The sequence below is a fragment of the Alcanivorax xiamenensis genome (assembly GCF_009846745.1).
GTDB lineage: Bacteria > Pseudomonadota > Gammaproteobacteria > Pseudomonadales > Alcanivoracaceae > Alloalcanivorax > Alloalcanivorax xiamenensis.
This window is the reverse complement of record NZ_AQPF01000079.1, coordinates 1-9,855: the sequence shown is the minus strand read 5'-3', so window position 1 is coordinate 9,855 and position 9,855 is coordinate 1. Positions and strand designations below refer to the sequence as shown.

Below are 9,855 nucleotides of genomic sequence, written 5' to 3'. Positions count from 1 at the left end.
GGCGAGAATTCGCCAGCAAGCTGGTCTCCCATGGCTTTTCTACAGAGCCGCTGTGGGAAGCTTGCTTGCAAGCGAATGCGCCAACGCCGGAGGGAGAGAATTCGCCAGCAAGCTGGCCTCCCACGGATCACCATCAACACTCAACAATAAGGATAACCACTATGTTCAAGTCCCTCGCCAAATGGGCGGCGCTGGCCGCTCTGCCTCTGGTCACCGCGCACGGCGCGCTGGCCGACGACGTCAACCTGGAACGTTCCATGCTCTGGAGCGCCTACGATGTGGGCTCCTCCGGCTATACCGAAGCGTCGATGATCGCCGATGCCTTGATGAAAGAGTACGGCGTGCGTATTCGCATCATGCCCTCCGGTACCGCCATCGGCCGTCTCAAGCCGCTGGAAACCGGCCGGGTCAAATTTGCCTTCCTCGCCACCGAAACCTATTTCGCCGCGGAAGGCATCTACGATTTCGCCACGCCGGATTGGGGCCCCCAGGATTTGCGGGTGCTGCTGGGCCGTCCGGCCTCGGTGTCGCTGGCCACCGCCGCCGACGCCAACATCAAGACACTCGAGGATCTGCGCGGCAAGCGCGTGGCCTATGTGGAAGCCAACCCTTCCGTGAACATCAAAGCCGAAGCGCTGATGGCGTCCGCCGGTTTGACCTGGGATGACGTCCAGCAAGTGCGCCTGCCGTCCTATGGCGCTTCTCTGCGCGGCATGATCGAAGACACCGTGGATGCCGCCATCGTCTCTCCGGGAGCGCCGACGCTCTATGAGCTGGCTTCCAGCCCTCGCGGTCTGGCCTGGCCGCGCATCCCTCTGGATGACAAGGACGCCTGGGAACGCCTGAACAAGGTGGCGCCGATCTTCGAAGCCGCCATGGAAACCGTGGGCGCCGGTATGTCCGAGGACAAACCGGCGTCGATGGCGGCGTATCGCTATCCGATGATCGTCAGCTATGCGGCGCTCTCCGATGACGAGGCCTACAACATGACCAAGGCGGTGGCTTCCACCTACGACCTGTATAAGGACTCGAACCCGGTGATGCCCCGCTGGGACGTGAAACTGTCCGGCCGTCCGCCGGTGGATGCGCCTTTCCATCCTGGAGCGATTCGCTATCTGAAGGAAATCGGCGTATGGACCGCCGAGGATGACAAGTGGAACCAGAAACGTCTTGAGCATCTGCAAAAGGTGCAGGCCGCGTGGAAGGCCGCGCGTGACGAAGCCAAAACCAAGGGCGTCAGTGACGACGCCTGGCCGCAATTCTGGATGGATTACCGCAAAGAGGCCCTGAGCGCCGGCTGAACCGGCTCAGGCTTGTGAGCGAACCGGCCATGCGGCGATCCCGCGACGGCCGGTTCGTTGCCATCGATTGAATGACGGAGAAACGACCATGCAGGCCGAATCCAATCCCGGCGCCACCCCGGCCAAGAGCCCGGAAGGGGAAGGCAAGAGGGTTTCCGGCGCCGCCTATGTCGCTGTCTTGGTATTGTCCGCCCTGGGTTTGACTCTGGCGGTTAACCAGGTGTTCACGCTGAATCTGTTCGGTTTCCAGCCGCTCAGTACCGCCTTCTATTATCTGTTGATCGGCCTGTTCGTGGCGGTGGCTTTTCTGGTATTTCCCGCCACCAAGGGCAGTGGTGACCGGGTGCCGTGGTATGACTGGTTGCTGGCGTTGATAACACTGGCGGTGGGCATTTACTTTTCTTCCAACGCGGCCACCATTATCAACAGTGGTTGGGATATCGACGCCCCGATGTTGCCCACGGTGCTGTCCGGGGTGCTGGTGTTGATCGCGCTGGAAGGCGTGCGCCGTTGCGGCGGTACCGTTCTGTTGCTGGTGTGCCTGGTTTTCAGCATCTATCCGCTGTTCGCGGACAGCATGCCCGGCGTGTTGTGGGGCTCCCAATACACCCTGGAGGAAGCGGTTCGCGCCAACGCCATGGGTGTGGAAAGTATCATCGGTATTCCCATGCGGGTGGTGGCGGACTTGCTGATCGGTTTCATCGTCTTCGGCGTAGTGTTGACGGTGTCCGGTGGCGGTGACTTCTTCATGAAGCTGGCCTACGCACTGATGGGCTCCCGTCGTGGCGGGCCAGCCAAGGTATCGATTCTGTCCTCGGGCTTCTTTGGCAGCCTGTCTGGCAGCGCGGTGTCCAATGTACTGTCCACCGGTCCGATGACCATCCCCACCATGAAGCGCTACGGCTACCCCGGCACTTACGCGGCCGCGGTGGAAGCCTGTGCCTCCACCGGCGGCACCATCATGCCGCCGATCATGGGCGCGGTGGCGTTCATCATGGCTTCCTTTCTCAATGTGCCGTATCTGGAGGTGGCCTCCGCCGCTCTGGTACCGGCGCTGTTTTTCTATTTGATCCTGTTCCTGCAGGCGGACGCGCACGCCGCGCGCAAGGGGCTCAAAGGGCTGCCCAAGGAGGAACTGCCGTCGGTGGTGAAAACCCTGCTGGAAGGCTGGATCTATCTGTTCAGCCTGGCACTGCTGGTGTTCCTGCTGTTGGCCTGGCGGATTGAGTCCATGGCACCGTTTTATGCTTCCGTGGCGTTACTGGTGACCGCCCTGATTTTGCATCGCGGCGGTAACCGCAAACGGGTGATCCTGGACGTGATTGTCGAGTCCGGAAAAAACGTGGCCAATCTGGTGGCGATTCTGGCCGGTATCGGGCTGGTAGTGGGGGCGCTGTCATTGACCGGCGCCGGTACCGCCTTCTCCCGAGAACTGATCCAGTATGCTGGCGACAACGTGGCATTGTTGCTGGTGCTTGGGGCGCTCACCAGTTTCGTGCTGGGCATGGGCATGACCGCCAGCGCCTGCTACATCTTCCTGGCCATCGTGCTGGCCCCGGCGTTGGTGAAGATGGGGCTGGATCCGGTGGCCAGCCATATGTTCATTCTCTATTGGGGCATGCTGTCCTACATCACGCCGCCGGTGGCGCTGGCGTCGATTACCGCCGCCGGTGTGGCCGGCGAGCCGGCGATGAAGACCGCGTTCCAGTCCTTCAAATTGGGATCGGTGCTGTTCATTTTGCCGTTCCTGTTCGTGGTGGAGCCGGAACTGATTCTGCGCGGTGAACCGTTGCTCATCGTCCGCTATGTGATTACCGCCGCCATCGGTGTCTGGATGTTGTCCGCGGGGCTGGAGCGCTACGCCTATTTCCACGGTGCCTTGAGCCGCTTCAAAGCGCTGCTGTTCCTGGTCGGCGGCCTGCTGATGATGGTGCCGGGTTGGGAAACGGACGTGACCGGCGTGGCACTGGTGGGGCTGGTTTATCTCAGCGGTCTGTTACTGCCAGGAACCCGGAAGGACGCGCGCACCGAGCTCTGAATCATCGCTCTCTCACGGACCGGTCTACGAAGCCGCTGTGGGAAACTGTCCGGGCGGCGCTCCGCTTGGCAGTGAATGGGGCCTGAAGATATGTCTCAGGCCAGTTCGCTGGCAAGCCAGCTTCCCACAGTACAGGAGTCACGAAGCTGCTGTAACGCGGTCCATTCTTTCATACCAACGAACCCAAACGAGGAAGTCATCATGGCTCGCCAAAACAAACCAATTCGCTCCGACATCGCCTGGAGCACCCGTGACCGCATCGAAGTGCGCGGCAAGGACCTGCCCAATGAAATTCTCGGTCACATGAACCTGGGTGATCTGGCCTACCTGCAACTGACCGGCCAAGCACCCACCGAGCAACAATCCAAGGTGTTCAACGCCATCGTCATCACCCTGGTGGAACATGGCATCACCCCGTCCGCCCTGGCCGCGCGCATCACCTATGCCGGCGCGCCGGAATCCCTGCAAGCGGCGGTGGCCGCCGGTTTGTGCGGTCTCGGCACGGTGTTCGTCGGCAGCATGGAAGGTGCCTCGAAAATGCTTTATGAAGCGCTGCCGGATCCGCAAGCCGATGTGGATCTGGATGCGCTGGCGGATCAAGTGGTCGCCGACTTCCGTGGCCGCAAGCAGATCATCCCCGGCCTTGGCCATCCGCTGCACAAGCCGGTGGACCCGCGCACCCCGCGTCTGTTCCAAATCGCCGAGGAGAACGGTTTGTCCGGCCGCTATGTGGACCTGATGCAGCGCATTGCCGCCAAGGCCGAGGCGGCCTCCGGCAAGCAACTGCCGATCAACGCCACCGGCGCCATCGGTGCGATCTGTTGTGAATTCGGTTTCCCCTGGAAAATCGTGCGCGGCTTCGGCGTCATGGCGCGCGCCATCGGTCTGGTGGGGCACATCCTGGAAGAATCGGAAAACCCCATGGGCGTGGAAATCTGGCAACGCGTGGAAGACGAAGCCACCGCCCATATTCGCCCGGAATAAGTCAAACCTTCCCTTGCAAGCAAGCTTCCCACAGCCATGCTACGACGCCGCTGTGGGAAGCTGGCTTGCCAGCGAATAGGCTCTCGGTCGCGTAGCCACCTCTGAATCATCCCTCGTTGGCTAGCGTCTCCACGATCACCTCGGGGTGGCGAAAGGCAATCGCGATCAGTGTCCGGGCGGCGCCGGACGGCGTGCGCCGACCCTGTTCCCATTCCTGCAGAGTGCGATGGGAAATATTCAGAGCCCGGGCAAATTCAGACTGGGACAAACCGGTCCGGTGACGGGCCTGGGCCACTTCGTTGTCACTCACTTCGGTTCTGCGGGCAACGTAGCCGGCTTTCATCTCCCGAACCGATTGCAACAGCTTCTTACCCAGTTCCTCTCCGGTCAGAGCTTTATCCTTGGCCATTTTCCAACTCCTCGCGTATGGCTTTCAGCAAGTGCGCCGGGATAGTGCTGATGGTGTTTTTGGCGTACATCACCAGCAGCCAGATTTCTCCATTGGCCAGGCGGGTAAAGTAAAGAACGCGTACTCCGCCTCTTTTGCCCATGCCCGGCCGGGACCAGCGGACCTTGCGACAGCCGCCACTACCAGGGACGACATTATCGGCATACGGGTGCGCTGCGATCCAGGCGCAAAACTCGGCTCGTTCTTCTGTGCTCCACAATTTGTCCGCATCCGCTGCGAAAGTGGGCGTTTCAACTACCGTGTACATTTGGCCAGTATACGTCTCGGACGTATTGCGTCAAGAGGACGGAAAAAGGGGGGCGCTTACCCCAGCAGCTCACCCCAGAAAGGCATGCAGCACGAAAACCCACACGCACAGCGTCGGTACGATAATCCAGAAGAACAGGCCGTCCCAGCGCCAGGCGATCATGTAGGAGGAGCGCTGTAACAGTTGTTCGAGCACCTGCATGGCGGCGGTGAAAGGGGAGGTGATCATCGCCAGCGACCAGGCGCTCATCAGCGCCACCGCCAGCACCACTGGTTCCAGTCCGATCTCATGGGTGTCGGCGAAGATGCCGGCGATCAGGGTCACCGAGACGATCGGGTTGAGGCCGATCTGCGAGAGCAGGATCACCGCCAGCATCGCCGCCACCGCGAACCAGGGGCCGTACAGGCCGGTGTGCAGCAGCGCCTCGGCCAGCATGTCGCGATCAATCACCGGTACCAGCAGTGCCCCGAGAAAAGCGGAGCCGCCGAGAATCGCCACTTCGTTACGGTTGGCGCCGAAGATCAGACGGGAATGCCGGTACAGCAACATGGCCGCCCGCCGGGCACCGGTACCGCCGCCCAGCCGTCGCCGTTGCAATGACAGCCAGATGAAAGCGCTCAGCGGGCAGGCGATCAATACCGCCACCGGCAAGCGCACATCCAGTATCCAGCCAACCACGAACACCGCCGCAGTGATCACCGCCGCCAGGGCGCTGAACTGCCAGAGCGGTTTCGAAGAGCGCCGGTCCACCGGTGGCACTTTCAAATTACGCGGGCGCAGCACCCAATCCAGCAACCAGCCGACGGCGAACATCAGCACCGCGGTGGGCAGGGCCACCGGCGCGATCGTGCTCCAGCGCAGCGATGGCATGTTCGACAGCATCACCGCCATGGTCACGCCCAGTGGGGACAACAGCGGCACCAGGGCGAAGCCGCGCAGTATCGACAGCATCATGCGCCGCTCACGCACCGCCTGCACCCGCCGCTCGCCGCCGGCGGCACTGAGGCTGTTGCTGCGTTGCACCATGGCGCCGAACAGGCCGATAACGCCGATGTTGATGATCATGCCGAACACCGCGGTGCCGATGGATAGTGTCGGATAACGCCAGGCCGGACGCTGGCGGATCAGCACCTGACCAGCATGGCGCACCAGGCGCGAGCGCATGGCCGATACCCGCAACAAGCCGAGGGCGGAGACGAAAGTGGCGAAGAAACAGAAGCGATCCCAGGCCGCCAGAAACTGGGGCAGGGGATCATCACTCTGGGTTGATATCAGCAGCGAGAGAACGGCGATGAACAGCAGCAGGCCCTTGGCCAGTTTGCTCTTGCGGCGCCATTGGACCAGCAGATAAATCAGCAGAGTGGGGCGTGCGAGCCAGGGTGAGACCGGATTGGGAAACAACAAGGAAACCAGGGTAGCGGCCATGCACAGCGGCAAGGCGTAATCCAGCAGCCGGCGTAAACGCCGGGGCCATTCCCTGTTCAATTAATGTGTCCCCCGATTGCAAACATTCGCTTGCAAGCAGGCTTCCCACAGCCGTGCTGCGAAGCCGCTGTGGGAAGCTGCCTGGGCAGCGAATAGCCGCGGTATTTACCGCGCCTCGCGCACCATGTTGCGAGCGATCACGATCTGCTGGATCTGAGTAGTGCCTTCGTAGATCCGGAACAAACGCACATCACGATAGAAACGCTCCACCGCGTATTCTGACATGTAGCCGGAACCGCCGTGAATCTGTACCGCGCGATCCGCCACGCGGCCCACCATTTCCGCGCAGAACAGTTTACAGCAGGACGCGTCCAGGCTCACCGGTTGGCCGGCATCCTTGGTGCGGGCGGCTTCCAGAACCATGCAACGGCCGGCGAACGCCTCGGCGCGGGAGTCGGCCAGCATCGCCTGGATCAGTTGGTGCTCGGCCAGCGGCTGGCCGAACTGCTTGCGCTCCATGGCGTAGCGCAGGGCATCCTCGATCAGGCGTTCGGCCACGCCCACGCACACCGCCGAGATGTGCAGGCGGCCACGATCGAGCACCTTCATCGCGGTTTTGAAACCCTGGCCTTCCTTCAGGCCAATGATGTTTTCCGCCGGCACGCGGCAGTCTTCAAAGGTGATGTCGCAAGTATGGGCGCCTTTCTGGCCCATTTTCACGTCCGGTTTGCCACGGATCAGACCGGGAGTGTCACCTTCGACAACGAAGGCGGTGATGCCGCCGGCGCCCTTGTTGTCCGGGTCGGTACGGGCCATCACCGTGTACAGATTGGCCTTCGGACCGTTGGTGATGAACCGTTTGGTACCGTTCAGAATGTAGTGATCGCCATCGCGCACGGCGCGGGTCTTCAGGCTGGCGGCGTCGGAGCCGGCGTCCGGCTCGGTCAGACAGAAGGAGCTGATCACTTCACCGGTGGCCAGCTTCGGCACGTACTTGCGCTTTTGCTCTTCGGTGCCGTCGATGAGAATGCCCTGAGCGCCGATGCCGTTGTTGGTGCCGAACAAGGAGCGGAAAGCGGGGGAAGTTCGCCCGATTTCAAATGCCACCATGGCCTCTTCTTCCATTGTCAGGCCGAGACCACCATACTCTTCCGGGATGGAGAGGCCGAACAGGCCCATCTCTTTCATTTCCTGGACGATGTCATCGGGAATGGCGTCGTTTTCGGCCACGGATTGCTCCGCGGGCACAAGACGGTCACGGACAAAACGTCGAATGGTATCGACGAGCTGATTAAGCACTTCAGGGTCGCGAATCATGATTCTGTCGTTTCGATCGGCAAGAGGGCTTTGCGGAGGATGAGCCTGGCGCGCGATCTCAATCGCGGCATGGACGCCTCCCTGGAAAGGGCGGACCGGACGGTCACCCGACTTGCAACGCACTCTGTCACGGCCTATCCTTTCCGTCAAGTTTCAAAACAACATTCCGCACAGCGGACACGCCCTCGGGCGCGCCCGGCACTGGCGTTCGGCCGGTGTTCCGGAGTCGTTCGCCCCCGGCTCACAGAGGACCTCACAGCATGCTTGACGCCTATATCTACGACGGTTTGCGCACTCCCTTTGGCCGCCACGCCGGCGCCCTGGCTCCGGTTCGCCCGGACGACCTGCTGGCTTCCGTCATCAGTACCCTGGTTAACCGCAACGACTTCCCGCTGGAGAAGTTCGAGGATGTGGTTGCCGGCAACACCAACCAGGCCGGTGAAGACGCCCGTAACGTGGCGCGTCACGCGGGTCTGCTGGCCGGTCTGCCGGACTCGGTGGCCGGTGTCACCGTGAACCGCCTGTGCGGTTCCGGGCTGGCCGCCACTCTGGATGCCGCGCGCATGGTCACCGTCAATGAAGGCGATCTGGTGATTGCCGCCGGCGTGGAATCCATGAGCCGTGCCCCGTTCGTCATGGCCAAAGCGGAAAGCCCCTACAGCCGTAATATGAAGGTGTTCGACAGCACCATCGGCGCGCGCTTTCCCAACCCGCGCATCCTTAAGGAATTCGGTGCCGACACCATGCCGGAAACCGCTCATAACGTGGCCGCCGAACTGGGCATCAGCCGCGAGGAAGCGGACGCCTACGCGGCCCAATCCCAGGCTCGCTATGAAGCCGCCCGCGCCGACGGTTTCTTCAAGGAAGAAATCATGCCAGTGGAAGTGCCCCAGGGGCGCAAGAAGCCGCCGCTGGTGGTGGACGCCGACGAGCACCCGCGTCCGGGCACCGGCGCCGAGCAACTGGCCAAGCTGCCGGCCATCGTTGAGGGCGGCATCATCACCGCCGGCAACGCCTCCGGGGTCAACGACGGCGCCGCCGCGCTCCGGCGAAGCCGCCGGTATCGCGCCGCGCGCCCGCATCATCGCTGGCGGCGTGGCCGGGGTGGCACCGCGAGTCATGGGCCTGGGTCCGGTGGACGCCTGCAAGAAGGTGCTGGATCGCGCCGGTCTGACCCTCAAGGACATGGACGTGATCGAAATCAACGAAGCCTTCGCCGCTCAAGTACTGGGTTGCTGCAAGCAACTGGGCCTGAAAGGCGATGACGAGCGCCTCAACCCGAACGGTGGCGCCATCGCCGTCGGTCACCCGCTGGGCGCGTCCGGCTCCCGTCTGGCGCTGACCGCGCTGCGCCAGCTGGAACGTACCGGTGGACGCTATGCTCTGGTGAGCCTGTGTATCGGTATCGGCCAGGGCGTGGCCATGCTGATCGAGCGCCTGCCGCGCTAACGTCCTTATCGCGAGCAATCCTGCTTCCCTCAGCACTGCTACGAAGCCGCTGTGGGAAGCTGGCTTGCCAGCGAATCCAGCGTGAATCCAGATCTTCAGCCCCATTCGCGGCCAAGGCCGCTTCCCACAGCGGTTCCATAGTCCCCTTCCGTGGGAAGCTGGCTTGCCAGCGAATCCAGCGTGAATTCATATCTCCAGCCCCATTCGCGGCCAAGGCCGCTTCCCACAGCGGTTCCATAGTCCCCTTCCGTGGGAAGCTGGCTTGCCAGCGAATCCAGCGTGAATTCATATCTCCAGCCCCATTCGCGGCCAAGGCCGCTTCCCACAGCGGTTCCATAGTCCCCTTCCGTGGGAAGCTGGCTTGCCAGCGAATCCAGCGTGAATTCATATCTCCAGCCCCATTCGCGGCCAAGGCCGCTTCCCACAGCGGTTCCATAGTCCCCTTCCGTGGGAAGCTGGCTTGCCAGCGAATCCAGCGTGAATTCATATCTCCAGCCCCATTCGCGGCCAAGGCCGCTTCCCACAGCGGTTCCATAGTCCCCTTCCGTGGGAAGCTGGCTTGCCAGCGAATCCAGCGTGAATCCATATCTCCGGTCCCATTCGCGGCCAAGGCCGCTTCCCACAG

At 62.2% G+C, this 9,855-nt stretch carries 8 protein-coding genes and 1 pseudogene; 4 read left to right on the top strand and 5 right to left on the bottom strand.

The window, feature by feature from the left end:
- The first annotated feature begins 161 nt into the window (after nucleotides 1-161).
- The 3 genes from A6D6_RS21005 to A6D6_RS20995 all read left to right on the top strand — a co-directional run bounded on the left by A6D6_RS21005 (nucleotide 162) and on the right by A6D6_RS20995 (nucleotide 4,323).
- Nucleotides 162-1,301 (top strand): TAXI family TRAP transporter solute-binding subunit, encoded by a 1,140-nt coding sequence (locus A6D6_RS21005; RefSeq protein WP_133492611.1) that lies wholly within the window; start codon nucleotides 162-164, stop codon nucleotides 1,299-1,301.
- An 88-nt stretch (nucleotides 1,302-1,389) separates the two neighbouring features.
- Complete coding sequence (locus A6D6_RS21000) at nucleotides 1,390-3,339, top strand: TRAP transporter permease (RefSeq protein ID WP_133492610.1); 1,950 nt, start codon at nucleotides 1,390-1,392, stop codon at nucleotides 3,337-3,339.
- Between the two features lie 201 nt (nucleotides 3,340-3,540).
- Nucleotides 3,541-4,323, top strand: coding sequence for a citryl-CoA lyase (locus A6D6_RS20995; protein ID WP_133492609.1), 783 nt, complete (start codon nucleotides 3,541-3,543; stop codon nucleotides 4,321-4,323).
- A 106-nt stretch (nucleotides 4,324-4,429) separates the two neighbouring features.
- On the opposite strand, the gene A6D6_RS20990 is transcribed toward A6D6_RS20995, so the two are convergent.
- The 4 genes from A6D6_RS20990 to A6D6_RS20975 form a co-directional block, all read right to left on the bottom strand.
- Entirely contained in the window at nucleotides 4,430-4,732 is a 303-nt protein-coding gene (locus A6D6_RS20990) for a helix-turn-helix domain-containing protein (RefSeq protein ID WP_097058814.1), read from the bottom strand.
- The gene (locus A6D6_RS20985) at nucleotides 4,719-5,039 is read right to left on the bottom strand and encodes a type II toxin-antitoxin system RelE/ParE family toxin (protein WP_159661783.1); all 321 of its coding nucleotides are present in this window, start codon (nucleotides 5,037-5,039) and stop codon (nucleotides 4,719-4,721) included. The genes A6D6_RS20990 and A6D6_RS20985 overlap by 14 nt, the downstream gene beginning before the upstream one ends.
- Nucleotides 5,040-5,108: 69 nt before the next feature.
- The gene (locus A6D6_RS20980; RefSeq protein ID WP_236564203.1) at nucleotides 5,109-6,524 is read right to left on the bottom strand and encodes a hypothetical protein; all 1,416 of its coding nucleotides are present in this window, start codon (nucleotides 6,522-6,524) and stop codon (nucleotides 5,109-5,111) included.
- 105 nt (nucleotides 6,525-6,629) lie between these two features.
- Nucleotides 6,630-7,781 (bottom strand): acyl-CoA dehydrogenase family protein, encoded by a 1,152-nt coding sequence (locus tag A6D6_RS20975; protein ID WP_133492606.1) that lies wholly within the window; start codon nucleotides 7,779-7,781, stop codon nucleotides 6,630-6,632.
- A gap of 260 nt (nucleotides 7,782-8,041) precedes the next feature.
- Between A6D6_RS20975 and A6D6_RS20970 the strand changes: the two are divergent.
- Nucleotides 8,042-9,230: pseudogene (locus A6D6_RS20970) on the top strand (3-oxoadipyl-CoA thiolase).
- A 95-nt stretch (nucleotides 9,231-9,325) separates the two neighbouring features.
- On the opposite strand, the gene A6D6_RS20965 reads toward A6D6_RS20970, so the two are convergent.
- The coding region (locus A6D6_RS20965; protein WP_159661782.1) for a hypothetical protein at nucleotides 9,326-9,855 on the bottom strand (530 nt) is incomplete at its 5' end.